Source organism: Galbibacter sp., from assembly GCF_048266365.1.
Taxonomy (GTDB): Bacteria; Bacteroidota; Bacteroidia; order Flavobacteriales; family Flavobacteriaceae; genus Galbibacter.
The window spans coordinates 38,622-63,999 of record NZ_JBLWZP010000013.1 but is presented as its reverse complement, the minus strand read 5'-3'; the positions used below and the strand labels follow the sequence as shown (position 1 = coordinate 63,999).

General features: G+C 40.2%; 18 protein-coding genes. 10 read left to right on the top strand and 8 right to left on the bottom strand.

Features of this window, described 5'->3' with window-relative positions; genetic code table 11:
• Position 1: 1 nt before the first annotated feature.
• The 5 genes from ACN0TV_RS15065 (at position 2) to ACN0TV_RS15045 (ending at position 9,893) form a co-directional block, all read left to right on the top strand.
• Positions 2–1,375: an FGGY-family carbohydrate kinase gene (locus ACN0TV_RS15065; protein ID WP_417363862.1), complete on the top strand. Its 1,374-nt coding sequence runs from the start codon at positions 2–4 to the stop codon at positions 1,373–1,375.
• 7 nt (positions 1,376–1,382) lie between these two features.
• Entirely contained in the window at positions 1,383–2,528 is a 1,146-nt protein-coding gene (locus tag ACN0TV_RS15060; RefSeq protein ID WP_417363860.1) for an alpha-hydroxy acid oxidase, read from the top strand.
• Between the two features lie 14 nt (positions 2,529–2,542).
• Positions 2,543–3,955 carry a purine-cytosine permease family protein gene (locus tag ACN0TV_RS15055; RefSeq protein ID WP_417363858.1) on the top strand — a complete coding sequence of 471 codons (1,413 nt, stop codon included), beginning with the start codon at positions 2,543–2,545 and terminating at the stop codon, positions 3,953–3,955.
• A gap of 171 nt (positions 3,956–4,126) precedes the next feature.
• The gene (locus ACN0TV_RS15050; protein WP_417363856.1) at positions 4,127–7,744 is read left to right on the top strand and encodes a DUF4450 domain-containing protein; all 3,618 of its coding nucleotides are present in this window, start codon (positions 4,127–4,129) and stop codon (positions 7,742–7,744) included.
• Between the two features lie 7 nt (positions 7,745–7,751).
• Positions 7,752–9,893, top strand: a complete 2,142-nt coding sequence (locus ACN0TV_RS15045) for a hypothetical protein (protein ID WP_417363854.1) — start codon at positions 7,752–7,754, stop codon at positions 9,891–9,893.
• A 55-nt stretch (positions 9,894–9,948) separates the two neighbouring features.
• Here the strand turns inward: ACN0TV_RS15045 and ACN0TV_RS15040 are convergent, their stop codons facing one another.
• Positions 9,949–11,733 carry a rhamnogalacturonan lyase gene (locus ACN0TV_RS15040; RefSeq protein WP_417363852.1) on the bottom strand — a complete coding sequence of 595 codons (1,785 nt, stop codon included), beginning with the start codon at positions 11,731–11,733 and terminating at the stop codon, positions 9,949–9,951.
• A gap of 355 nt (positions 11,734–12,088) precedes the next feature.
• On the opposite strand from ACN0TV_RS15040, the gene ACN0TV_RS15035 reads away from it, so the two are divergent.
• The 4 genes from ACN0TV_RS15035 to ACN0TV_RS15020 all read left to right on the top strand — a co-directional run bounded on the left by ACN0TV_RS15035 (position 12,089) and on the right by ACN0TV_RS15020 (position 16,986).
• On the top strand, positions 12,089–12,910 hold the full coding sequence (locus ACN0TV_RS15035; RefSeq protein ID WP_417363850.1) for a 3-keto-disaccharide hydrolase: 822 nt from the start codon (positions 12,089–12,091) through the stop codon (positions 12,908–12,910).
• A 16-nt stretch (positions 12,911–12,926) separates the two neighbouring features.
• Entirely contained in the window at positions 12,927–14,363 is a 1,437-nt protein-coding gene (locus tag ACN0TV_RS15030; protein ID WP_417363848.1) for a Gfo/Idh/MocA family protein, read from the top strand.
• Between the two features lie 482 nt (positions 14,364–14,845).
• Positions 14,846–15,007 (top strand): hypothetical protein, encoded by a 162-nt coding sequence (locus tag ACN0TV_RS15025; protein ID WP_417363846.1) that lies wholly within the window; start codon positions 14,846–14,848, stop codon positions 15,005–15,007.
• A 65-nt stretch (positions 15,008–15,072) separates the two neighbouring features.
• Positions 15,073–16,986, top strand: a complete 1,914-nt coding sequence (locus ACN0TV_RS15020) for an ATP-binding protein (protein ID WP_417363844.1) — start codon at positions 15,073–15,075, stop codon at positions 16,984–16,986.
• A 15-nt stretch (positions 16,987–17,001) separates the two neighbouring features.
• On the opposite strand, the gene ACN0TV_RS15015 is transcribed toward ACN0TV_RS15020, so the two are convergent.
• The 6 genes from ACN0TV_RS15015 to ACN0TV_RS14990 all read right to left on the bottom strand — a co-directional run bounded on the left by ACN0TV_RS15015 (position 17,002) and on the right by ACN0TV_RS14990 (position 23,655).
• Positions 17,002–19,962: a DNA polymerase III subunit alpha gene (locus ACN0TV_RS15015; RefSeq protein ID WP_417363842.1), complete on the bottom strand. Its 2,961-nt coding sequence runs from the start codon at positions 19,960–19,962 to the stop codon at positions 17,002–17,004.
• Complete coding sequence (gene dinB / locus ACN0TV_RS15010; RefSeq protein WP_417363840.1) at positions 19,962–21,176, bottom strand: DNA polymerase IV; 1,215 nt, start codon at positions 21,174–21,176, stop codon at positions 19,962–19,964. The genes ACN0TV_RS15015 and dinB overlap by 1 nt, the downstream gene beginning before the upstream one ends.
• A gap of 132 nt (positions 21,177–21,308) precedes the next feature.
• Complete coding sequence (gene msrB / locus ACN0TV_RS15005; protein ID WP_417363885.1) at positions 21,309–21,800, bottom strand: peptide-methionine (R)-S-oxide reductase MsrB; 492 nt, start codon at positions 21,798–21,800, stop codon at positions 21,309–21,311.
• 43 nt (positions 21,801–21,843) lie between these two features.
• Positions 21,844–22,488, bottom strand: a complete 645-nt coding sequence (msrA, locus tag ACN0TV_RS15000) for a peptide-methionine (S)-S-oxide reductase MsrA (protein WP_417363838.1) — start codon at positions 22,486–22,488, stop codon at positions 21,844–21,846.
• A gap of 199 nt (positions 22,489–22,687) precedes the next feature.
• Positions 22,688–23,197 (bottom strand): GNAT family N-acetyltransferase, encoded by a 510-nt coding sequence (locus ACN0TV_RS14995; RefSeq protein WP_417363836.1) that lies wholly within the window; start codon positions 23,195–23,197, stop codon positions 22,688–22,690.
• A 23-nt stretch (positions 23,198–23,220) separates the two neighbouring features.
• A complete protein-coding gene (locus ACN0TV_RS14990) occupies positions 23,221–23,655 on the bottom strand; it encodes a GNAT family N-acetyltransferase (RefSeq protein WP_417363834.1) in 435 nt (144 codons plus the stop codon).
• Between the two features lie 77 nt (positions 23,656–23,732).
• Between ACN0TV_RS14990 and ACN0TV_RS14985 the strand changes: the two genes are divergently transcribed.
• A complete protein-coding gene (locus ACN0TV_RS14985; protein ID WP_417363832.1) occupies positions 23,733–24,176 on the top strand; it encodes a MarR family winged helix-turn-helix transcriptional regulator in 444 nt (147 codons plus the stop codon).
• Here the strand turns inward: ACN0TV_RS14985 and ACN0TV_RS14980 are convergent.
• The gene (locus ACN0TV_RS14980) at positions 24,173–25,189 is read right to left on the bottom strand and encodes an LLM class flavin-dependent oxidoreductase (RefSeq protein WP_417363830.1); all 1,017 of its coding nucleotides are present in this window, start codon (positions 25,187–25,189) and stop codon (positions 24,173–24,175) included. The genes ACN0TV_RS14985 and ACN0TV_RS14980 overlap by 4 nt on opposite strands.
• Between the last annotated feature and the right edge of the window lie 189 nt (positions 25,190–25,378).

The window sequence follows — 25,378 nt, the reverse complement described above, 5'->3', positions numbered from 1 at the left end:
GATGAAAAAGAAAGTAACAGCTGTATTTGACATCGGAAAAACCAATAAAAAATTCTTCCTTTTTGATGAGGATTTTCAGGAAGTTTTTCGGGAGTACACCAAGTTCGATCATATATTCGATTCTGATGGGTATCCAACGGAGGACCTCCATAAATTACAGACCTGGTTAAAGGCTTTATTCAATAGAATCATAGCCACGGATCAGTACGACATCAAGGCCATTAATTTTTCTTCCTATGGTGCTAGTTTTGTTCATATTGATGAAAATGGAGAAGCAATAAGTCCATTGTATAATTACACCAAACCAATTTCTGAGGATATTATCAATACATTCTACAAGACTTATGGTCCTGAATTAACCTTCGCACAGCATACCGGTTCTTCTAAAGAAGGACTTTTGAATTCTGGCATGCAATTGTATTGGCTAAAGCATACCAAACCGGAAGTTTTCAAAAAAATAAAGTATTCCCTCCATCTTCCGCAGTACCTCAGCTTTATTTTTACTGGAATTCCACTGAGTGAATACACCAGCATTGGCTGTCATACCAGCCTTTGGGATTACCACAAGAAGGATTATCACCAATGGGTTTACCTGGAAGGCATTCACAAAATCCTCCCTCCTATTGTCTCTACCGAGACCAGTATCAATATGAATTACAACGGTAAACGTATTAAAATAGGAGTAGGCATACATGATAGTTCAGCCGCACTTCTACCCTATGTGAGAAGTTTAGAAGCGCCTTTTATTTTAGTTTCAACTGGCACCTGGAGCATTGCCCTAAATCCATTTACCTCAACAGCGCTCACTGAAGAAGAAGTGTCAACTAATTGCATCAATTACATGCGAATCAATGGAAAACAAGTCAAGGCTTCGAGACTGTTTTTGGGGAATGAATACAAGATTCAAGTTCAAAAATTAGCCTCACATTACGAGGTTGCAGCGGACTATCACAAGTCGGTGAGCTTTAATGAAGAAGCCTACTATGAAATTACCAAGGAGTTTGAACATCTATTCAAATGGGAGAGTATTAAAAATGAAGACGACAGAAAAGATACTGAGCTCCCTTATGATAATTTTGATGATGCTTATCACCACCTGATGATAGAACTTGTGAAATTACAAGTAAAGAGCATCCAAACTGCAAAAGGTTCAGATGACATCTCAAAGTTATATGTGGATGGCGGTTTTAGCGATAATGATGTCTATATTAAACTCCTTTCTCATTATATGAGAAATATGGAATTACGTACCACTGATGCCTCATTGGGTTCCGCCCTGGGAGCAGCGATCAGTATTTCAGACACCAAACTCAATTCCAAGTTTCTTAAAAAAAATTACGCATTAAAAAAACATGTTCCCCTGATCATTAAGTAAGTACAAAATGGCATTATCATTTAATTACAAATACCCTTCGGTAGAAGATTTAAGAGAAAAAGCTAAGAAAAGAATACCTCGATTCGCCTTCGAATACCTGGATGGCGGATGTAACGAGGATGTCAATATAATCAGAAACACATCCGAGATTAGAGATGTACAACTGGAACCTAGGTATCTGAATAATTATAAGGACTCCACGATAAAAACTACCTTATTGGGTCGTGAATACGATGCCCCTTTTGGCATAGCACCTGTTGGCTTACAAGGCCTTATGTGGCCTAATTCTCCTGAAATACTTGCCAAGGCAGCTTTTAAGCACAACATCCCCTTTATTTTGAGTACGGTATCCACCAGTACTATTGAAAGAGCAAGTGAACTCACCCAGGGTAATGCGTGGTTTCAACTCTACAACCCCGTTGACAGTTCTATACGAAAAGATATTATAAACAGAGCGGCCGCAGCAGAGTGTCCAGTATTGGTGCTGCTATGCGATGTACCCACCTTCGGCTACCGTCCAAGAGATTTTAGAAACGGATTGGCACTCCCTCCAAAAATGAGCCTGGAGAACATATTACAAATTCTAAGCAAACCAAAATGGGCGTTTGAATCCCTGAAACACGGTCAGCCAAATTTTGAAAACCTTAAACCTTATATGCCCGATGGTTTAAACTTAACACAATTGGGAAAATTCATGGACCAAACCTTCTCAGGAAGACTTAACCCTGAACGCATTGCTCCAATACGTGACCAGTGGAAAGGGAAATTAGTACTTAAAGGCGTGAGTTCAGAGGCAGACACCCAAGAAGCCATTCGTTTGGGATTTGACGGTGTGATTGTTTCCAACCATGGAGGACGCCAATTGGATGCAGGTGAGTCCACCATAAAACCACTGACCAATATAGCCGCTAAATACGGCGATCAAATTGAAGTTATGATGGACAGCGGCCTACGATCAGGTCCTGATATTGCGCGAAGCATAGCCAGTGGAGCCAAGTTCACTTTCCTGGGCAGATCATTTATGTATGGGGCAGCAGCCCTAGGAGAGAAAGGTGGAGATCACACAATCTCCATGCTGAAAGTTCAGTTAAAACAAGTTTTAGATCAATTATGCTGTGAAAAAGTAAGCGATCTCCCAAAACATTTAATTTAAAATACCGATAACTAATGACAACACCACATACCGCAGTAGAAAACATAGAGCAAATCGAATCCGGAGAGTACGAAAGACAACGCGTCCCGGATTCAAAACTAAAAGGTTGGAAAAGCTTCTTAGGCATGTATGCTGGTGAGCATGCAGCTGGAACTGAGTTTGTCATTGGCCCTTTATTTTTGACCACTGGGGTATCTGCCTTTGATCTCATAGTCGGGCTTTTACTCGGCAATCTTATGGCAGTGCTGAGTTGGCGATTTTTAACCGCTGAAATCGGAACAAAATTCAGATATACCCTCTATTTTCATTTAGAAAAGATCTGTGGAAAAAAACTGGTCACCTATTATAATGTCGCCAATGGGGTGCTCTTTTGTTTTTTAGCGGGAGCCATGATTACGGTTTCTGCTACCGCGATTGGTATCCCTTTTGATATGAAAATGCCACAGCTGACCGATACTCTCCCCAATGGAATGACTTGGATTATTATCGTATTAGTCTTAGGAGGGCTTATTTCATTTATTGCAGCAAAGGGATATTCAACAGTAGCCAAAGCAGCGAATTGGATGTCTCCTTTTATTGTTCTGGCATTTATTGCCAGTGGAATTGTTGCGCTGTACCAATTAGAGGTTGGTAGCTTTTCAGAATTTTGGAACATTTGGGGAGAAGGGGGTGAACCTTTTCCCGGTCAAATAAAATATACCTTCTGGCATGTATTCTTGTGGTCTTGGTTTGCCAATGCCGCCATGCACATTGGTATGTCTGATTTATCGGTGTTTCGTTTTGCAAAGTCCCCATCCCTGGGTTGGACTACAGCAGCCGGCATCTATATTGGTCATTATATCGCATGGATCGCTGCAGCACTTTTGTATGCGGTATACCTAAAAACACCAGAGGCTCAAGGATTTTTAGCTAGTGGACAGGCCCCAACGGTAGCGCCAGGTCCATTAGCATATAATGCCCTTGGTGTTTTCGGAATCATCGCAGTGATTATGGCAGGATGGACCACAGCAAATCCGACTATTTACAGAGCGGGATTGGCCTTTCAAGCCGTGATGCCAAAGCTCTCAACATTTAAGGTGACCCTAATAGCAGGTTCCGTGGCTACAATCGCAGGCTTATTCCCTGCTTTTGCCATGAAGCTCTTAGATTTCGTGGCCTTATACGGCTTTATTTTGGCTCCCATAGGTGCCATTGTTGTCTTTGATTATTTCTTTTCCAAAAAGGCAGGAATTCAAGCCTTTTATGCTGAAAAATCAAAAATAGACTTTAACCCTGCCGTATTGTGGGCCTGGGTTATAAGTTTTGGTGTTTTCTATTTAATCTCTGTTCAATTCGATATCTTTTTATCCTTTGTAACCCTACCGACTTGGTTGTGCTGTGGAGCTTTGTTTCTGCTCTTTAGTAAATACTACCAAAAGAAAAAATAGCCTTCAAACTTTCTCAGATACTGCCCCAAAATTTAGGGGTAGTTTTTTTAGGTGGAGGTACAGGATGGATTTGCGAGAATATTTTTAAATATTCACCTTCATAAGAAGCAGCCTTATGAAAAACAAAATGGATCATTTCCACTTGAATTTTAAACCCATCCCCTATAGCAAATGAAACGATTAAAATACCTTATTACGATTCTATGGCTGGGATGTATTAGCATTTCTAATGCTCAAAGTTCCAGCTTTTGGCATGACAGCATACGGACGGTTCACTACCTTCCAAAGGGAGATGGTTTTGAATTATCACATGGCAATCGCCGCTTTAATCGCGCCTTATATGGTACAAACACGGGATTTAGAGTCGAGGCAGGTGATCTACCGGAATTTGCAATGTACATGCCTGGTATGGGAGGGAATTTCAAGTTGGGAATTGCTAGTAAAAATGGAGAGAGTAAATGGATTACCACTGCTGAGCAAATACGAACGCTATACCGTCCAGGAGTAATGTCATACACTATAAAAGATCCAATGTTGCACAATGGTGAAATTCAACTCAGTCTTGTGGCTTTAGCAGAATCTGAAGGCTTTATATTAAAGCTACAAGCCCAGAATATTCCCGAATCAATATCGCTACTTTGGGTTTATGGCGGTGCCAGTGGGAAAAAGTTTTGGAGAAGCGGTGACATTGGCGCAGATCCCGAATCTGTCTTTTATCTGCAACCGCAGTACTGTCTAGATAACGACTATCAGTTAAAAGAAAGCTCCTTCAAAGTAAACTACGGTTCTAGAAATAACAAGCATAAAACCGGAAACAACAAGAGTATGTATGGGGTATTCCCCGAATCCGAAGTTAAAATTGCCTCAGCATCTCACCAAGAAACCCCATTAACTGTTTATAGGTCTAAAGCGGACAACCATCCGCTGATTACTGGAAAATTAAGGGCCATACAAAAAACACAATACTGGAAATTTGAGAACAGTGAAAAATTCCCAGAACAAAACCAAGAAGGCCTTCAAACAGAATTCAGCGCGGCGCTTAAAGCAGTGCAAACGAAGGCATCAATAATAAAGGTCAACACTCCGGACCCATTTATCAATACCCTTGGAGGAGCACTTTCCATCGCAGCAGATGCTGTTTGGGAAAGTCCTGCATTTTTACATGGATCTATCGCATGGCGTATGCACTTAAACGCATGGAGAGGGGCTTCTGTGGCTGATCCATTAGGATGGAAGGATCGTGCAGAATCTCATTTTTACAGCTATGCAAATTCACAAGTAATCCATCCTGCTACAGGCCCTGTGGTTCCTGATACTACTCGGAATTATGCAAGGCAAAAGGAGGAAATAGGAACATCGATGTTCAGTAGTGGTTACATCAGCAGGCATCCAAACAATAACACCGTTGCCCATCATTACGACATGAATTCTGTGTTTTTCAATCAAGTACTTCGTCATTACTTATGGACAGGAGATACAGCATTTATTAAAAAGATGTGGCCCTACCTCAAAAGGCACCTCAATTGGGAAAAGAGAAACTTTGATGCAGACAACAATTATCTATACGACGCCTATGCCTGTATTTGGGCAAGTGATGCGCTTCAATACAGTGGAGGATCCGTCAGTTATTCCAGTGCTTATAATTTAAATGCCAACAAATTGGCCTATGCCATCGGAAAAAAACTTGAGCTTCCGGAGTCTGAAATTACACCATATAAAGTAGAAGCTGAGCTAATTCAAAAAGCATTAAATGATCAATTATGGATTGAAAACAAAGGAGTTTTCGCAGAGTATAAAGACATCCTAGGAAATCAATTACTACATGACCAGCCTGGGATATGGTCCATCTACCATCCTATTGATGAAGGTGCGGCAAATCCATTTCAGGCTTATCAGATGCTGCGTTATGTGGATACCGAGATTCCACATATTCCTGTCAAAGCTATTGGGTTACCATTAGATGATTTGGCCTTAATTTCCACTACAAACTGGCAACCCTATACTTGGTCTGTAAATAATGTGGCACTGGCAGAGATTTTACATACCTCTTTGGCATATTGGCAAGGGCAACGACCTGAAAAAGCATTTAAATTATGGCAGAGTGCGATTGTCGAAAGTATGTATTTAGGTGCATCCCCCGGTGGATTCCAACAACTTTCATTTTACGATGCCATGCGTGGAGAGCTCTACCGGGATTTTGCGGACCCCATCGCTATGGCTGCACGTAGTTTAACCGAGGGATTGTTCGGCATACGACCCAACGCCCTAGCTGACACCTTAAGTATACAACCTGGCTTTCCATCAAAATGGGAACACGCAGAAATTAAACTTCCTAATCTGAGTTATAGCTATAATTACAAACGGGGTACAAGTTACTACAAAATTACCCCAAGCACACATAACCCTATGGCATTAAAATTAACCATAGCTGCAAAAAAACAAGAAATAGAATACATTAAAATAAACCAACAACTTAGCAGGAATTGGAGCGTAGACACCAATGCTCTAGTAACACCTAAGTTAATCATCTATGCGCCCTATCAACAGGAGTATACCATTGAAATCAAATGGAAAGGTGAAGACATCCATAGGCTCAACTACACTTCAAATTTTACCATCGGAAATAATTTTGATCTGTCGAATGATCAATTGACCTTTAAAGATTTTTATGATCCTCAGTCTGTATTTAAATCGAAACAACTTCAAAAACATCACCTAAGTGGAGCCCTTCAAAGTACCTTGGGTAACAAGACTTTCTTTTTAAAGCTCCAACAAGGAAACTTTCAGTGGTGGGAACCCATTGATATTCAAATCAACCAAGACATAGAAATAACAGCAACAACAGCAACAAACAAAGGATCCCTAATTGAGTATAAGAGCAATAAAACCTCTATCCCTGAACTAGAATTTATAGTAAACAAAAACACCATAAAATCATCCCCAGAGAAAGGGACGCTTTCCTTAGAGGCGGACGAACTCGTTTCTGGGACTAACAGCCTATATATTAAAGGTTGTACTGCACCAGTTTATAAAGTGCAAAATTGGAAAATTAAGGCAAAAGAAAGTGATGAATTTCAGACTATTGACCTAAGTTCGTATTACAACAATAAGGTAAATCGAATTTTTAAGGAGCAGTACAGCTCTCCAAGAGTGAACTCTCCTACCCTTCAACTACCGTTACAGGGTATTGGAAATTGGTGTTACCCTAATATACGGCCTGATATAGATGCTTCAGGACTGAAAGATCTGGCTGCAAAAAACAAGGGATCTGTATATTTTCAAAACATTCCGTTTGCCATAGCGCCGAAAGAAAATAATGATATCGTCTTTACATCGATGTGGGATAATTATCCCGAGAGTGTAACGGTTCCTTTAAAAGGAAAAGCTCGCCATATGTATTTATTAATGACGGGAACCACAAACCCAATGCAATCACATCTGACAAACGGGCGTATCACCATACATTACAAGGACGGGAGCAGCTCACAGCTCTTACTTAAAAACCCTGAGAATTGGTGGCCGATCGAACAAGATTACTACACCGATCACTATGCCTTTAAGATTTCAGCTGATTCTCCCCTTCGACTTCATTTGAAAACAGGAGAATTCCATCTTAAGTTTAAGGATTATACCAGTATAAAAGGATTTACCGACTACGCAATTGACGGAGGTGCTGCCACCGTACTGGATCTGAGTATTGATCCCTCTAAAGAGCTCGATCATTTAGAACTAACAACCTTAGCCAACGAAGTTATTATTGGCATAATGAGTATCACGCTATTAAAGTAAAAGAACTATGAAAACGTTATCTCGATTAACCATCAAAATCACCCTACTACTGTGTGTAGTAAGCTCTTGCTTTTACGCTCAGAAAATTGACCGAAAAGCACTGGTGAGCCGGCACAATGTAAAAATAACTTCAGTCGATACTCTAGCCTCGCTTAGTGTTGGCAATGGTCAATTCGCCTTTACGGTGGACGCCTCAGGATTACAAAGCTTCCCAGAACATTATCAAGCGGGAATCGCATTGGGAACACAATCCTCTTGGGGTTGGGATCGATTCAAGAACCCCAATGATTATACCTTTGACTTGACCAATAGAGCCTATGATCAATACGAAAGAAAGGTGCCGTATTCCGTACAAATTAAAACTCCGGAACGACGAAATAATGCAGTGAATTGGTTTCGGGAAAACCCCCATCGCTTGCAGTTGGGGAACCTCGGTTTTGAGATTACCAAAAAAGATGGTCAACCCGCAACACAAGAGGATATACAAGAAATTCATCAAAAACTGGATTTATGGACCGGAATTATCCATAGCGAATTCAAGGTCGAAGGATCCTTGGTACAAGTTGAAACCACGGCCCACCAAAACCAGGATCTTGTTGCCTTTAAGGTCACCTCCGATTTAATTTCAAAAGACAGACTAAAGGTGAGATTTCGTATCCCTTATCCCTTTGGAGCTTGGAAAGATACTGGAGTGCAATGGGAAGCAGACTTTAATTATAAATCCACTTTAAAGAAAAGTGGCAAAAACGAGGCACTTATTACACATCAAATGGACTCGCTCACCTATCATGTGCAATTTCAATGGGATGATCCAGAAGCTAAAATAGCCAAAAAACAGGCCCATTATTACCTTATAACACCAGAACGTAATAGTTTTTCCATGAGCGTCTATTTTGGCACTGCTGTTTCAAATGAAGCCCTCCCTGATTTTAATCAAACCAAAACAAACAGTACTCAAAGCTGGGAAGCCTTTTGGAAAAGTGGTGCAGCGGTCGACTTCTCAAAATGCAACGACCCAAGAGCTTTTGAGTTGGAACGTAGAGTTGTCTTATCCCAATATTTGACAAAAATACAATGTACTTCTAATCAACCTCCTCAGGAAACAGGCCTTACCTACAACAGTTGGTATGGTAAGCCTCACCTCGAAATGCATTGGTGGCATGGTGTTCATTTTAGTTTGTGGGATCGTAGTGATTTGTTAAAAAAATCAATGCCTTGGTATGAAAAGGCTAAACAAAAGGCGTATACACTCGCAAAACGGCAGGGATTTAAGGGACTTCGCTGGCAAAAAATGACAGATCCATTTGGCAATGAAAGCCCCTCTTCGGTGGGCTCTTTTCTAATATGGCAACAACCACACTATATCACCTACGCCGAGTTATTATACCAAGAAGATCCATCAAAGGCCACCTTAGATAGTTACAAAGACAAGGTTTTCGCAACTGCAGAATTTATGGCCTCTTTTGCACATTACAATAAAGAATTAGATCGTTATGAACTTGGACCAGGGGTCATTCCCGCACAGGAACGCTTTAAAGCTACTGAAACCTTCAACCCCACCTATGAGTTAAACTACTGGCATTGGGGATTAAAAACCGCCATCGCGTGGAAGAATAGATTAGGGGAAACACCTCCAGCAAAGTGGTTGGAGGTAGTAGATAAACTTTCCAAACTTCCTGTTCTAGGTGATGTTTACTTGGCTACAGAAAGTGCACAAGACTCTTATACAAATCCAGTTTTTAAAACAGATCACCCATCAGTACTCGGTACTCTAGGTATGCTACCACGTACTGAAAAAGTCGATTTAGAAATTATGAGAAACACCTTTGACCTTGTGTGGGATAAGTGGAGTTGGGAAGATACATGGGGCTGGGATTTCCCAATGACAGCGATGACCGCAACCCGATTACATCTGCCGGAAAAAGCAGTAGAAGCCTTACTCATGGACATTCAAACCAACACCTATCTTCCTAACGGCCATAATTATCAAGACGAACGATTGACACTCTACCTCCCTGGGAATGGTGGCCTACTTACAGCTGTGGCATTGATGTGTGCCGGTTGGGAGGGTAATACTGTAGAAACTCCAGGATTTCCAAAAGATGGAAATTGGGAAGTACAATGGGAGGGGTTCCATAAAATGTTTTAATCTAATTAAATCTTAAAACTGAGCCTTTGATATCAAAACTCACTATTTCAAAGCTTCACCATTTCAGTGACATTCCACTACCTATGTAGAAGGACGGCCAAGGCGGTTGGTTATATCCTGAATTCTGCCAAACCACTGCCATACGATATTGAAGATCTTGCATTAATGTTGGGATACGAAATTCACTTATTTCGGGATTCATGTAGATCCGAAGTGCATTATTGTCTTGAGTTCGAAAAATGACTTCCTCTCTCCAGTCTCCAAATAAGTCAGCCTGAAGACAAGGCGTAGCTTTGGTCCAATTATTCGAGAGGCATTGCTCTGCTGTGAAAATTATTCCAACACCATATTTACTAATACGATTTCCATCTAGGAGTTCGCGTTGTAAATCACCATCCCACCATATCGCAAAATTAATTGGTGGAATTTTATCAGAAATCTGCCCTCCCTTAACATTATATACCCCCATATCACCTTGGGCCCAGAACTCAGCACCTACGTGACTTGAATCAATGTCAGCAGCCAACCCTCTTCCAACGTCTATCTTTTTTCTGTGTTGCCATATAACCTCTCCTGTTTTAGCTTTTCGAAAGGTGATCCCATCGCGTTTATTTTCATGCGGCATAAAGACTTCCAGACCTGGAATACTGGGATCAAAATCAGAAACATGCAAAGCGTCTCCATGCCCTAATCCAGTGGTGTATAATCCCTGTCCATCATCATCCACGGACATGGAACCATAGATAATCTCTTGTTTGGAATCCCCGTCAACATCTGCAATACTTAAGTTGTGATTCCCTTGACCTGCATAACCCTCATTTCCTGGGGAATCCGAATCAAATACCCAGCGTTGTTTTAGCTCTCCATCAACCAAATCCCAAGCAGCAATAACACTTCTTGTATAATAACCACGACACATAACTAAACTTGGATGTTTGCCGTCCAGATAAGCCACTGCCGCCAAGAACCGGTCTACCCTATTGCCATGAACATCTCCCCAAGCCCCTACATCTCCCCTCTCAGGCACATATAGGACGGTGCTTAACGCCCCTCCTGTTAGTCCATCAAAAACACTTAAATATTCAGGCCCTTCTATAATCCTACCAACAGCATTGCGATAATCTGCGTTGCCATCACCCAAAATATTACCTAAACCATCTTTGGTTCCATCCGCAGTTTTGCAAGCCACTTCAGCTTTGCCGTCACCATCCAAGTCATACGCTATAAATTGTGTGTAATGAGCACCGGCTCGAATATTAACACCTAGATCAATACGCCATAATCGTTGCCCGGAAAACTTATAGGCATCTATGTATACATTTCCTGTATAGCCTTCGTGAGAATTATCTTTACCATTAGAAGGAGCCCATTTTAAAACGATTTCATATTCCCCATCTCCATCCAAATCAGCTACACTTGCATCATTAGGACTATAGGTGTGGTCCACACCATCAGGAGTTGTACCTCCTTTAGGTCTATCCAGTGGTATTTCTAAATAGTTTTGACTCCAGAGTTCAGCACTGGCTATGGGTTTGCGTTCAGCTTTTGAGTCCGTAGCCGTTGCAATTTCTAGGGTATATACCCCATCTTGCTTTGTTTTATCTAGGTAGTTCGTAGAATTGACAATGGGAGCATCATTGAGTAAAACCCCATCCCTATACAGATTAAAACCAACCCCTTTGGGATCATCCTTAAAAAGCCTCCATCCTAAATATACCTCTGAATCGCCAGTGCGTATCGCTATCAATGCTCTGTTAAGTTTTTCCATCTGTACTTGTGAAGTAGCTACAGACAATCCGATTAATAAAAATAAACAAGTTACTGAAATGTATTTTTTCATGACAAGGATGGATTAGTTTGAGAATAGGCCAGTGGCATTCTATTGTATAATACTACTGTATTTCCAAGTTATATTTATCCCCCTGTATCCCTGTATACCAATAAATTTGCTAGCACATAGCATCATAAAACCTAAGGAAACTCCTAATTAAAGCCTAAAATCAGGAGTTCTCATAGCCTAATAACATGCAATTTTGCCGCAAGCAAAATCACAATTAATAACTAGATTTCCTCAAAAGAAAGGAAGTGAAACCTATATAATTATGAAATAATCCAGAAAAAAATTTCAAACCTTATAATTGATGACTATATTAGTTCGCTTCTTTAAAAGAATCAAACTATAAACAATGAACTCAATGAAATTAAAAATTAAATTACGGCAGCATACCTTAATAATGTTATTAGGTGCAGCCATGGTTTTTTCTTGTAAAAACAACACAGAAAAAAAAGAAACTGTCCCTACAGATAAGCCTGTAGTAGAGTCCACTAAAGCGTCCGGAGAATGGATTTATCTATTTGACGGCACCAATACAGAAGGGTGGCGTGGTTACAATATGGATTCTCTTCCTCCTGGATGGATCGTAAAAGACAGCACCCTTACCTTTGACACCGAGCTCGGTTTGGAACAAAATTACACCGGGGGAAAAGATATCATATATGCCAAGGAAGAGTTTGATAACTTCGAATTATACCTTGAATGGAAAATACCTGCAGGTGGTAATAGTGGTGTATTCTATCACGTAAAAGAAGGATATGACGGACCTCCGGTAGTGTCACCGGAATACCAGTTGATCGATGATGAAAATTATGAAAATATCCACGATCTTACCTCATACAACCTTTCTCTAGGGTATACCGAGAATCCGGAAGAATTAAAACCATTACAATCTACAGCTGCAGATTACGCTATGCATCCACCAAAAGCAGATAAAATCTTAAACCCTGCAGGAGAATGGAATTCTACTAAAATTGTATTCACTCCAGGGCGAGTTGAACATTGGCTCAACGGAGAAATGGTGCTTTCCTTTGTACCATGGGATGAGGCATGGGTAGAAAAGAAAAACTCGGACAAATGGAAAAACAGTCCTGATTACGGAAAGTATAAAACTGGTTTTATTGGACTTCAAGATCACTCCAGCCCAATCTGGTTTAAAAATATAAAAATTAAAAAATTATAATCAAATTTCTCTCATCATGAAAAAAAGAGAATTTCTCAAAAAATCAAGTTTAGGTGCTCTAGGTGTAATGTTAATTCCTACACTGGCAGATGCAGCACTAAAAGGTAAAACCGTCAGAACCGCACATATTGGATTAGGTGTAATGGGGCGAGCAGATTTAGAAGCAATTTCCTCTCATAAGTCTGTAAAAGTAGTCGCACTTTGTGATGTAGATTCCAAATTATTGGCTGAGGCTCAAGCAATGCATCCGAATGCAAAAATATACTCGGATTATCGCACCATGCTATCAGAAATGGATAAACAAATAGACGCAGTTGTGGTATCCACTCCGGATCACACCCACGCACCTGCCTCTATGTTAGCTATGGAATTAGACAAAGCAGTTTATTGTCAAAAACCACTGACCCATTACGTGTCTGAATCTAGGGCAATGAATAAACTGGCTGCTAAAAAAGGCCTAGTTACTCAAATGGGGATACAAGTACATTCCTTTTACGATTACAAACTTGCTACCCTTTTAATTCAGTCTGGAATAATAGGCAAGGTACATACGGTAAGAGCTTGGTCTCCTAAAAATTGGGGATACGACGGTGATTCTCCTGTAGGAGAAGATCCGGTACCAGCAAATTTAGATTGGAATCTTTGGCTTGGAACCTCAAAAGAAAGACCTTATAAAAAAGGTGTTTATCACCCGGGTAACTGGAGAAAGCTTGTAGATTACGGCTGTGGAACTTTAGGTGATATGGGGGTCCATATCTTCGACACACCTTATAATGCATTACAATTAGATGTGCCAAGAACCATTACTACCCTATGCAGACCTTCTAACGGATTCAGTTTCCCGGAGAACAATACAGTAACCTATGAATTCCCTGGAACGCCATATACCGCAGAAGCTTTAAAATGGGTTTGGTATGATGGCCCCGGAGCACCGGAGTCTCATGAAGATCTTATTTTACCGGGAGCTAAGAATGTGGCTAATAATGCCAAAGAAGAGGCTCAAGAATCAAAAAGTGTTAAAGACAAAACTTCCTTGGAAGTTGCAGCTGCAGAAAGCGGTAAACTTCCAGATCAAGGTGCCATGTTTATTGGAGAAAAAGGAAGGTTATTACTCCCACATTTCATGCAATTGCCACAAAAAATTGTCGATGGCGAATATGTAGACATCTCCAAAGAAATTGAAGAGGTAAGCAAGAAACACAATTTGGGTTCACCTATTAGAAACTACGAATCAGAAGGACCTAAACACTACCATCAGTTTATAGATTCTTGTCTAGGAAAAGACGAGTGTACAGCTCCATTTTCCTATTCAGCTCGTTTAACTGAAACCATTCTCTTAGGAACAATCGCAGGAAGATTCCCAGGAGAAACCTTGAATTGGGATGCAGAAAATGCACAGTTCAAAGAAGAAAAAGCCAATAAGTATTTATCTGGAGAGTACAGAGACTTTTAATTGACTTTAAAATTCATAAATCACAGATGAACATCTAAATCATCTGTGATTAAAACAAATAATTTGGACCGGCATGTATTAATTTACGTGCTGGTCCTTTCTTTTATACCCTTACCACAATCCGAAATCCTTTTTCAAAACACAGCTCGAAGCGCACCCCCTGTGACGGCAGCTTTTGGACAAAACTGGCAAGGACAGTTCGCCAAAAATGGCGGGGTTTTGTCAACAATTAATTAGACTTTCTACACTTCATTTGCCACTGAGTAATTGATACAGATGGTGTCAAGCTAACATCATCGAAGCGCAAAATCATGCTTACAAAAATTCTCAACGCGATTCAAAAGAGCCATTGGGAAGTGACTCCAATTGATCGCCGAGAATTTTTACTTCCCACGAAATAAAAGCGGAAAACCCACGGCCATGGAATCACATATCTATTGAGCCACAGGGAATCCATTTGTCGAATTTTTAATCACAAAATCATGAAAAAATTATTTTTGGGAGTCATACTTTTGGCTACAATTCTTGGTACGTACTCGTGTAGTAATGAAGATATTTCAGACACAGAAAGCCTTTACCAACATCAAGCTAATGATGATGGGGCAACAAATGGAGGAGATCCGGATGAGCCGGATGGCAATTAGAAGAAATTAATTCATAAATTTGAGGAATGCGAACTACCCTATTCACATTCCTCTTATTACTAATAATGATATCTCTACAGATCTCTTGTGAAGGAGGAAGTGTACCTGCCGATCAGCAGGTATCCGTCAGCTATGTAGACTCCTTATACAAACAAGCTGATCAATTAAAGGCATCTTCCAATATCGATGCAGCGCTACATACAAACTTCAGGGCATTACGACTTATTGAGTATCGATCTGATTCTACCTATAGTAAAATACTTCGACAACGGATTATACTTTTTGGAAATAAAAGACCCTTGGATAGTGCGCTTCATTATTCCAATAAACTGCTTTTTGCTCATCACAAGTCCAAAGACTCATCCGGCATGGCAGATGCGTTTTATCTAAAGGCATTTTACTTTAATAAAAATCGTCAGATGGATAGTGCTCTATTCAACGGCTATCAAAGTGTTGAACTATACAAACAATTAAAAGATAGTTCAAAGGTTTACAGTCGCTCAAGATTACTTACTTTAATTCTACAAACAATAGGTAACTATGAAGAAGCTGAATTAACTGCGATTGAAAGTCTTAACTATTTAAAAGAGAATTCAGCTAATAATGAAAAACGCTCCAGCATCTATAACGACATTGCTTTAATCACTAAAATGAGAGGCAATTTCAATGAAGCCTTGTATTGGTTTAATAAGGCACTCCAATTGTCCTCTAATAAGGAGTATCAAAACAATATTAAAAACAACATTGCGATAACTCAAATAGAAAGACACAACTACAAAAAGGCCTTCGACATACTTACCGAACTTAGAGCAGACTCTATTTTTGACTTTTCTAAAGAATTAAGATACAAGTCCCGAATACTCAACAACTGGGCATTGGCTAAAAGTAAACTTGGGCACCCGGATGCCGAATACTATTTGCTAGAAGCCTTGGCGATGCGCAAACAAAACAATATAGCTTATAGATTAAACGGGAGTTATGTCAACCTAGCTGAACACTATGCAGATCGCTCAGATCCCAAAGCCGTTAAAATGGCAAGCCTGGCCTATGAAACAGCGAAAACCTATAACAATCCGGATGACCAGCTAAATGCCCTGTCTATCCTTGTAGAGACTGCAGCAAACCCTAGAGAATATGCTATGCAATACATAGAACTTAGTGATAGCATCCATAAGGTCAGGGAGCGAAATAAAAACCATTATGCCAAGATTATATACGACGTTGAACACAATAGACAAGAAAATGAAAATTTAAAGGCAAAAGCAATCATTCAGGAGCTCGAGGTAACGAAAGCAGAATCACGTAATATCATATTAACGCTCATTGTTATAATCATTTTAGGGGGAGGCTATCTGTTCTACAGAAATCAAATTAAAAAGCATAAAAGGGAAAAAGAAGCTGCAGCTTACCAGGCGGAACTCTATATTTCAAAAAAGGTTCACGATGAGGTTGCCAATGATGTTTTCAATCTTTTGACACGTATTCAAAAAGACACCTTAAACCCTTCATTTAAACCCATACTTTTAAGTGACATAGATAAGCTCTATCGAAAAACCCGTAATATCGCCAGAGATTACAGTGATGTCCTCGTGGGTACAGATTTCCCAGAAACCTTAAAAGAACTTCTATCCAATTACAACAACGACGGATCCCGAGTATTGAGCAAAGGTGTTAAAGAAATCCCTTGGGATGACTTAATAGAAAACAAACAAAGGACCTTGTACCGAATTCTACAAGAATTATTGATCAATATGAAAAAGCACAGTGAGGCAGGTTTAGTCATGCTCAATTTCCAAAAGGTGGGTAACCAACTTGTTGTGGAGTATTCAGATAACGGTATTGGAATGACAGTAGAAAATATTGAAAATGGACATGGAATTAAAAATATGGAACAACGTTTAGAAGGAATTGACAGCAAAATCAGGTTTGACCCATCTAGCGCTTCCGGAACCAAAGCAACGATCAATATACCGATTTGATCATCTTAGTTACTGTCAACTAGAGAATCTTGGATCCTGTACATAGGGCTCCTTTCTCATCTTGATCACCTCAAGGGTAAAGCACCCAAATTCTTCCACTACCTTAGCATACAAACGGTAAATCCCCTTTCCTCTAAGGCTGTATTTCTGCGCGATCTGAGGGAACAATACTGCATCAAAAACTTCTCCCTCTTGATCCAAAAACGTCGCGAAATACATCAGATCACCCTTCACAGTTCGAGAAGGTTTAATGGTTACTAGATAGCCATATATATCCACATGTCGACATACCCGTGTTTTAAAATCCATGGCGATGCGTTTATTTTCAACCGGATTTAAAAGCAGTGTAAAAGGAGATGATAAACAAAAACCCAGAAGTTCAATCTGATCAAAAGCAGCTTCTAGCGTAGTAGTTTTCAGTACCGGAATGGTATGCGAAGATTGCTTGATTACAAAGAGGCGTTGCTGTGTTTCAAAGCGCTGTAAGTGCCCTAAAGCAAAGTGCGCTTTCCAAAGTAACTCATATTTATCAATCCCCGTGAAACTAAAAGCACCGATTCGAATCAGAACAGAAAGTGATTCTATGGAGATGGTTACCCTGTCAAGAAAATCCTCCAAAGACAAAAAAGCCCCTCCAAAGTCCCTTTCTTTTAGAATCCGCAGTCCTACCCTATTTTCTAGCTCCCTGAGATGATCCAGACCAAGATAGAGGTCTTTCCCATAAATCACATTCTCAATGCGACTCCGATTAATGCACGGCAAATGAATACGAGCACCCTGCATCCGAATTTCATGAATATAGATTTCTGTTTGATAAAATCCACCACCGTTATTCAAAACAGCAACCATGTATTCCAACGGAAAATAAGCCTTTAAGTATAAACTTTGATAACTTTCCACGGCATAAGAAGCCGAATGTCCTTTGGCAAAACTGTAACCTGCAAAGCTCTCGATTTGATTCCACACCTCTAAAATAAGCTTCTCGTTATATCCCTTTTCTCGACAATTTGACATAAACTTTTGCTGTACATTCTGAAATTCTTCGCGGCTTCGGTATTTTCCACTCATCCCCCTACGGAATACATCAGCCTCCGCAAGACTTAAACCCGCAAAATAATGAGCCACTTTAATCACATCTTCCTGATAGACCATTACCCCATAAGTCTCTGGCATCAGTTTCAATAATACCGGGTGCGCTCCATAAGCCCGAGAAGGGTCGCGATGTCTAAGAATATACTCTCGCATCATTCCGCTTTGAGCGACTCCGGGGCGTATCACTGAACTAGCTGCCACTAATGTTAAATAGTTATCCACCTCCAGCTTCTTGATCAAAAGACGCATCGCAGGTGATTCAATATAGAAACACCCCATACATTGGCCGGATTTCAATAAGGTTCTAATCCGATCATCTTTTTTCAATTTAGAAACATCATGAATATCTGCTACTTCTGCTTCAGGTTGATTGTACCTGATCACATCCAAGGCCTCTCTTATTTTTGAAAGTCCACGTTGCCCGAGGATATCAAATTTATACAGCCCGACATCTTCGGCAATGTGCATATCAAATTGCACCGTCCAAAATCCCTTGGGCGGTAGAAAGGTTGCTGAAAAGTGCTGCAGTGGCCGTTCACTTATCAGAATACCGGAAGAATGTACACTTATATAATTTGGAAATCCCTCAATTAAACTACCGTACTTTAATACCAACTGCGAAGAACTATCAAGCTGAGAGGTGTTAAAATCACCCTTACTCAATCTGTCAATATCCTCCTTAGGCAATCCGAATACTTTTCCTAGTTCACGCACCACACCCCTGTAATTAAACGTGACGTAAGCTCCCATTAGGGCAACATTTTCAAAACGTTTAAAAATATAGCTGGTAACATCCTGTCTGTCTCGCCAAGAAAAATCAATATCAAAATCAGGAGGGCTGCTGCGGAAAAGATTTAAAAAACGCTCAAAATACAGATCCAGTTCTAAAGGATCCACATCGGTGATTCCTAATAAATAAGCCACTATACTGTTTGCTCCACTCCCTCTACCTACGTGAAAATACCCTTGAGATTTGGCATAGGAAACAATATCCCAATTGATCAAAAAATAGGAGACAAAGTCCATTTTATAAATCAAATCCAACTCTTTTTCTACACGTTCCAAAGCCATAGAAGTGTCCTCAGGATATCTATAAGAAAGATTTTCAAGACACAACTCTCGTAACTTATCACAATCCTCTTGCTTTGATTTAAAATAGATAGCTTGGTTCTGCGATTTAGCATTTGGACTAAAATCAAAATGAATCTGACACCCCTGCAGTAAGCGCTGCGTATTTTGCAAAATAAAGTCATATTCCCCAAAGGCTAAAGACAAATCGGAAACTGATAACATTCTCTCATCCATAGAGGCAAGCTGTGAAGACGGTAATTTGCTCAACAAGGTATTATTGTCAATAGCCCGAAGCAATCGATGTGCATTAAAATCCCGTTTATTTCTAAAGGTTACCGTTTGTAGCACAACCAATTTATCCCTGTACTGAAGATATCCTGAAAATGGTAATTTTCGTAAATCGTTGACAGAAATCCCTATATATTCATGCTCCTCAAAGTCAGTAAGCCCCATTAACAATACCTTTTCAAAGGGGTACACAAAACAAGTCTCCTTTAAATCAGGAGCTCTTTCCGGAAAATCCTTCTTTTGATGCAAATGCAAGGATAAAAAATCATTTAACTGCTTATAGCCCTGATTGTTTTTTGCGATCCCCACATAAAACTGTTCCACTTGGTTTCTAAAATCAATACCCACAATGGGACGAACCCCAAATTCAGGAGCCTTTCTGACAAAATTAAGACAGGCAGAGGTGTTATTAATATCCGTCAGCACCAACTCTCGAACGGTGTTTTCTCGAGCCAAGTCGAGTAAATCCAATTCAGAAAAGGTCCCGAACCGAAGACTGTAATAGGTGTGGCAATTCAAATACATTACTGCTTGCGATGTGCTAAAATGACGGGTGGGCCACCATTGAAGGGATTGGTCATCCGTCCAATACTCTTTACACCCATAGAAGCCGCTCTGATAACACTGCGGTCTCCATAACGTTCGCGTATGGTATCCAGGGCTTGATAAAGACGTATGCTTTGCTCGGTATCTTCAAAAAGATTGATCTGGTAGTGTCCATGGACCAGGTGCGTAAAACGCACACCGATAAGACGAACAAGCAGCCTTCTATTATACAATTGATTAAAAAGATCCTGAACCTTAGGGATTAAAATATGATCCGCACTCGTATAAGGGATCTTGATCTGTTTAGAACATGTTTGAAAATCAGAATACCGAAGTTTTACACTCACGCAGGCGGTCAGCTTCTCTGCTCTTCTAAGCTGAAAAGCCAGGTTTTCAGTCATCGCTGTGAGGATCGATCGCAGGCGGTAAACATCAATGGTATCACGATCAAAAGTTCGTTCTGTAGATATGGATTTACGTTCCGAATAAGGAATTATAGGGGTGTGATCCACCCCATTAGCCCGATTCCAGATAGTCAGTCCATTTTTGCCCAGAACAGTAGACATCATGTCCCTGGGCATTTCCTGTAGTGTTTTTATCTGCTTAATTCCAAGGTTGCGAAGTGTGAGGTATGTCTTATCGCCAACCATAGGGATTTTCCTAATGGACAGGGGAGCCAAAAAAGGCTTCTCTAAACCAAGACCAATTTTCAATTGGTTGTTTGGCTTAGCCTCTCCGGTGGCTACTTTAGATACTACCTTATTTACAGACAACCCAAAGGATATCGGTAAACCGGTCTCATTAATGATTCGTTTTCGAAGTTCAGAGGCGTACTTATAGGATCCAAAAAACTTATCCATTCCGGAGAGGTCCGCATAAAACTCATCAATCGAAGCCTTTTCAAAAAGAGGCACGCCCTCTCTAATAATTTCAGTAACAAGTTCCGATTGTTTGGTATAAGTACCTGCATTACCCTTAATCACAACAGCCTCAGGGCATAAATTTCGAGCCATTTTCATAGGCATCCCGCTATGCACCCCGAAAGCTCGAGATTCATAGCTACAAGCCGCTACCACCCCTCTATCAGAAACCCCTCCCACCAATATAGGCCGTCCATTTAAACGGGAATCTAATAAGCGCTCTACTGCAACAAAAAAAGTGTCCAGATCAAGATGTAGAATGGTTCTGTTCATAAAATTGGAATATTTCCAACAAAATTATGGAATATTTCCAACATCAACTATTCTTCGCTGTTAAATTTATGAACAAAATGACCCCTACAAAAAACAAAAACTATGGATTCGAAAACTACCGTCTAACCCACCTTACTTCGCAGTAAATGCATTTTCAGGTTCAAAGTCAAGACTGATAGAATTCATACAAAATCGTTTATAGGTTGGTGGTGGTCCATCGTTGAAGATGTGGCCAAGATGCGCATCACAGCGTCCGCAAAGCACCTCAATACGATGCATTCCAAGGGAGTTGTCCTCTTTATAAGTAACACTATTTTTTCTAAGAGCTTCGTAGAAACTCGGCCAACCACAACTGCTGGCAAATTTAGCATCCGATTTAAAAAGTGCATTTCCACAAGCCGCACAGTAGTAACGTCCTCTTGTATCACTATTCCAATACTTTCCGGTAAATGGACGCTCAGTATTCTGCTCTCTTGCCACAGCATAAAGGTCTTCCGGTAATATTTTTTTCCATTGCGCATCAGAGACCCGCAACTTTGTGGTGTCCGTGGTTGAATAGTAAGGATTGTTTTCGTGTCCCCTATCTGAACGTAGGTTCTGCTCATAGCTCCCCCCACTGATCATTGCCAGTAAAACACCTAAAATTATTGCTCTAACCATCATGGCCTTATTTTTTAAGTTTGTCTTTGAAAATTTCTTTGAATCGTTCCAGCTCCGGCTGGATCACATAACGGCAATAACTCTGGTTTGGATTATTTTTATAATACTCCTGGTGGTAATCTTCAGCGATGTAAAATTTTGTAAACGGCTTTATCTGAGTTACAATCGGTTTGTTGTAGATCAATTGTTGGGTTAGTCTATTGATGTAATATTCAGCTTTTTCCTTTTGAGAAGCATTGTGATAAAAAATTGCTGAGCGGTACTGGGTCCCTATATCATTACCCTGACCATTGAGCTGTGTTGGATCATGGGATAAGAAGAAAGCCTCTAGTAATTCGTCATAGGAGATCACACCGGGATCATAAACAATATTACAAGCCTCCGCATGCCCGGTAGTCCCAGACACGACCTGTTTGTAAGTTGGATTTTTCAGATGTCCACCAGTAAAGCCCGAAGTCACCTTCAAAACACCTTCGAGTTGTGAAAATTTAGCCTCCACACACCAGAAACATCCTGAAGCAAATGTTGCAGTATCTCTTTCTTTCACAAGCTCATTAAAGGGATAGACGATATCCTTTGAAAAGGGATGTGCCGCAAGGCTAGATACACTGTAAAGTAGTAATGCACCGAATAAAAGTAATTGATTTCTCATTGTTTTTGTTTAAGAGTTTTAAGACAAAGGACGCAGATCACTTCAAAAAACCAAGCCAAAAACATCCTTAAACACAAGCACCAACTATCATACCAATCTCATGATTATAGAAGGTCTTAACAAGCTCAAAATTACGGATATACAAGGAGAAAGCACTGTAAAAAGGGTCTAATTATTTGTGAATTACGTATATAGAGCCTTATAGCTTTATTTCAAACAAACACACAGGTGCGTTACTATAGTGACCTGGCAATCCATTAGCGTCTGAAAGATCCACTATTCCTAAAAAGTCAAAACCTGAGCGTTTATAATGCTCGATAAGTCCTGTATTGTTACCAGTGGTATCAAGTCGGACAAAATCTTTTCCGTCTTGTTTGGCATAAACCTTGGCCCAATCTACAATTTTGGCAACAAAGTTATTCCCTCTAAAATTAGGGTTCGTCGCAATCCTATGGATGTAAACCGCAGCATCATTTTGACTATTTTCCCAGATTTGGTCATCAGAAAATGTAACGGCCCATACACAAGCTACTTCACCATCTATAGTTATTTTCCACTGTCGATTTTCACGAATTTCACACCCTACAAGCTCTCGATCAAAATCCGGCCAAACAGTGACCTTTTTTTTAGCCTTCTGAAAATCTGAAGCTATTTTATATAGACGGAATATCTCATCTATATCCCCCATTGTACAATTCGTTATGGTCATATTTATATTATTTTGAATCCGTTTTACAAAACTATTCTCATATGTCTGTGTGGAATCCCCACTTCTTCAAAGGCTTCCCCATATACCTCAAAACCAAGTTTGACGTAAAAGTCAACAGCACTATCTCTGGAGTGACAACTGATTTCTTCAAATTTATTTTTGCTTGCAAATGAAACCATTTCTGTGACGATCAACTTCCCTACTCCCTTGCCTTGAAGGTTTGTATCCACCGCCATTTGCATCAATTGGGCACGTTTTGGTTTGTCTTGTAAAGGAACTAAAACAGCACAACCGATTACACGATCATTTTCAAGCGCCACAAAATGCCAAGATTCTTCATCCTGCATCTCCCAAGCACCATCTTTCAGGCCAATAGGGCGCAATAAAATTCTATTTCGCAATTCCCTCATCGCAGGGTAATGCGAATCATTAGTTGTAATTGTTTTAATTGTAATCATTTTTTGTATATTACTTGACAAAAGCAAATATAATTAAAAATACTTGACAAAGGCAAATAAAAATCACAATGGATGAAATGGAAATTATACATACGATTCGAGACTTCAATCGAAACTACGTGCGCAGCATAGGATTACTGGAAAAAACCATGCTCAACACTGATTATTCCCTAACCGAATCACAAATTCTATTTATCGTAAACCAGCAAAAAGTAACCACAGCTACGGATATCAATAAGATATTAAAACTAGATGAAGGCTACTTAAGCCGCATCATCAAAAAATTAATCTCAAATTCCTTGTTGACAAAGAAGCAGTCTCCCGTTGACAAGCGCAGTTATGAAATCACGTTGACCAGTAAAGGCATAAAAGAGCAACTGAAACTGGATCAACTCTCTACAGCATCGGTCCGATCAGTTATAGCCTCGCTTTCAGTATCAGAGAAACTGGAACTTGCTCATTTATTTAATAGACTCATGACGCTCCTCTATCACGATAAACCATCTACAAGCGCTAGTTAAACATGTTTTAGAAGAGGAATAAGCTCGGTTCCTATAAGATTAATAGAGTCCAGTAATTGCTGATGGGTCAATCCCGCATTATCCATTTGAAAGGTAAAGCGATCAACCCCTCCAAGTGCTTCACTATGTCGTATTAATTTTTCAGCTGCATGTTCAGCATCACCCACCACTAACACTCCCTTTGGTGCAATAAGGGCATCGAATTTCGCACGGGTTACTGGGGGCCAACCGCGTTCTTTTCCTAATTTTGTCCATAATTCTGCATATCCAGGATAGTAGTCTTTAATGGCTTTCTCATTACTCTTCGCAATATACCCAGGCGAATGCAATCCCACCTTTAATTGATCCAATGAATACCCTGCCTTAATCCCAGCCTCACGATACAGGTCAACTAGGGGGCGAAAACGTTCTGTTTGTCCACCTATAATGGCGACCATTAGCGGTAGTCCCAAGGAGCCTGCACGAACAAAAGATCCTGGGGTTCCACCGACCCCTAACCAAATGGGAAGTTTTTCTTGGAAAGCTCTTGGATATACAGGCTGGTTCTCCAATGCCGGCCTATACCTACCATTCCAAGTCACGTATTCCTGATCCCTTATTTGAAGTAACAAGCCCAATTTTTCTGCAAAAAGTGCATCATAGTCATTAAGGTCAAATCCGAAAAGAGGAAAAGCCTCTGTAGCAGAACCTCGCCCTACGACTAACTCTGCTCGGCCTTTAGAAATCAAATCAAGCGTTGCAAAGCGCTGATAAACACGTACAGGGTCATCGGTACTTAAAACCTTAACTGCACTACTTAGACCAATACGATTAGTCCTTGCTGCGGCAGCTGCGAGAATAACAGCTGGAGCAGAATCCAGAAATTCTTTTTTGTGATGCTCCCCAATGCCGTATACATCAAGTCCTACTTTGTCTGCTGCAACGATACGATCCAGTAACTCCTCCATAGCATCAGCGCTACTGAGCTCCCTTCCGTACATTGCAGAGGCAAAACTATCAATTCCTATTTCCATATGTTTTTTTACAGTTTTTATATCAATTACTACTTAGTCGTTCAATTTAAAAGTCCTTAACAAGTCAAGAGTATCCTCTAAAAGTCCCTTAGCTTTATCTTTGAATATACAAAAATTATATTCAGTTAGAGAAGTTGGTACAACTACAATAGATAAGTTTTTTGATCAAAATTGGTATAGCTAAACGCT

Bases quoted from the DNA above. Each gene is read 5' to 3' on its own strand.
- ACN0TV_RS15030 (WP_417363848.1), top strand. From the start codon at position 12,927: ATGAAAAAAAGAGAATTTCTCAAAAAATCAAGTTTAGGTGCTCTAGGT.
- ACN0TV_RS15040 (WP_417363852.1), bottom strand. From the start codon at position 11,733: ATGAAAAAATACATTTCAGTAACTTGTTTATTTTTATTAATCGGATTG.
- dinB (WP_417363840.1), bottom strand. From the start codon at position 21,176: ATGAACAGAACCATTCTACATCTTGATCTGGACACTTTTTTTGTTGCA.
- msrB (WP_417363885.1), bottom strand. From the start codon at position 21,800: ATGATCAGTGGGGGGAGCTATGAGCAGAACCTACGTTCAGATAGGGGA.
- ACN0TV_RS15055 (WP_417363858.1), top strand. From the start codon at position 2,543: ATGACAACACCACATACCGCAGTAGAAAACATAGAGCAAATCGAATCC.
- ACN0TV_RS15045 (WP_417363854.1), top strand. From the start codon at position 7,752: ATGAAAACGTTATCTCGATTAACCATCAAAATCACCCTACTACTGTGT.
- ACN0TV_RS14980 (WP_417363830.1), bottom strand. From the start codon at position 25,189: ATGGAAATAGGAATTGATAGTTTTGCCTCTGCAATGTACGGAAGGGAG.
- ACN0TV_RS14985 (WP_417363832.1), top strand. From the start codon at position 23,733: ATGGAAATTATACATACGATTCGAGACTTCAATCGAAACTACGTGCGC.
- ACN0TV_RS15060 (WP_417363860.1), top strand. From the start codon at position 1,383: ATGGCATTATCATTTAATTACAAATACCCTTCGGTAGAAGATTTAAGA.
- ACN0TV_RS14990 (WP_417363834.1), bottom strand. From the start codon at position 23,655: ATGATTACAATTAAAACAATTACAACTAATGATTCGCATTACCCTGCG.
- ACN0TV_RS15035 (WP_417363850.1), top strand. From the start codon at position 12,089: ATGAAATTAAAAATTAAATTACGGCAGCATACCTTAATAATGTTATTA.
- ACN0TV_RS15025 (WP_417363846.1), top strand. From the start codon at position 14,846: ATGAAAAAATTATTTTTGGGAGTCATACTTTTGGCTACAATTCTTGGT.
- ACN0TV_RS14995 (WP_417363836.1), bottom strand. From the start codon at position 23,197: ATGACCATAACGAATTGTACAATGGGGGATATAGATGAGATATTCCGT.
- ACN0TV_RS15050 (WP_417363856.1), top strand. From the start codon at position 4,127: ATGAAACGATTAAAATACCTTATTACGATTCTATGGCTGGGATGTATT.
- msrA (WP_417363838.1), bottom strand. From the start codon at position 22,488: ATGAGAAATCAATTACTTTTATTCGGTGCATTACTACTTTACAGTGTA.
- ACN0TV_RS15065 (WP_417363862.1), top strand. From the start codon at position 2: ATGAAAAAGAAAGTAACAGCTGTATTTGACATCGGAAAAACCAATAAA.
- ACN0TV_RS15020 (WP_417363844.1), top strand. From the start codon at position 15,073: ATGATATCTCTACAGATCTCTTGTGAAGGAGGAAGTGTACCTGCCGAT.
- ACN0TV_RS15015 (WP_417363842.1), bottom strand. From the start codon at position 19,962: ATGTATTTGAATTGCCACACCTATTACAGTCTTCGGTTCGGGACCTTT.